We start from the raw sequence: 575 nt of genomic DNA, 5'->3' as shown, positions 1-575 counted from the left end.
TTGAAGTCGCTGATCGGGCTGCTGCGCCCCGAGCGCGGCAAGATCATCGTCGACGGCACCAACATCATCGAGTGCTCGGCCAAGGAGCTCTACGAGATCCGCACACTGTTCGGGGTGATGTTCCAGGACGGCGCCCTGTTCGGGTCGATGAGCCTGTATGACAACACCGCTTTCCCGTTGCGGGAGCACACGAAGAAAAAGGAAAGCGAAATCCGCAACATCGTCATGGAGAAGCTCGAGCTGGTCGGTCTGGCCGGTGATGAGAACAAGTTTCCTGGCGAAATCTCCGGCGGTATGCGCAAGCGTGCGGGTCTGGCCCGCTCGCTGGTGCTCGACCCGCAGATCATCCTCTGCGACGAGCCGGACTCGGGTCTGGACCCGGTGCGCACCGCCTATCTGAGCCAGTTGTTGATCGACATCAACGCCCAGATCGATTGCACGATCTTGATCGTGACGCACAACATCAACGTCGCCCGCACGGTGCCCGACAACATCGGCATGTTGTTCCGCAAGCATCTGGTGATGTTCGGTCCGCGTGAGGTCTTGTTGACCAGTGATGAGCCGGTGGTGCGGCA

The 575-nt window shown here is 60.2% G+C and carries 1 protein-coding gene; it reads left to right on the top strand.

Annotation, left to right across the window (positions count from 1 at the left end; all coding sequences use genetic code 11):
* A partial coding sequence (locus tag A5651_RS14430) for an ABC transporter ATP-binding protein (RefSeq protein WP_156662913.1) occupies positions 1-575 on the top strand: 575 nt, incomplete at both ends.

This window comes from Mycobacterium sp. 1274761.0 (genome assembly GCF_001668615.1).
In the GTDB taxonomy this organism is placed as follows: Bacteria; Actinomycetota; Actinomycetes; order Mycobacteriales; family Mycobacteriaceae; genus Mycobacterium.
Note: the sequence above shows the minus strand (reverse complement) of the source record. Positions and strands in the feature narration are given on the sequence as shown.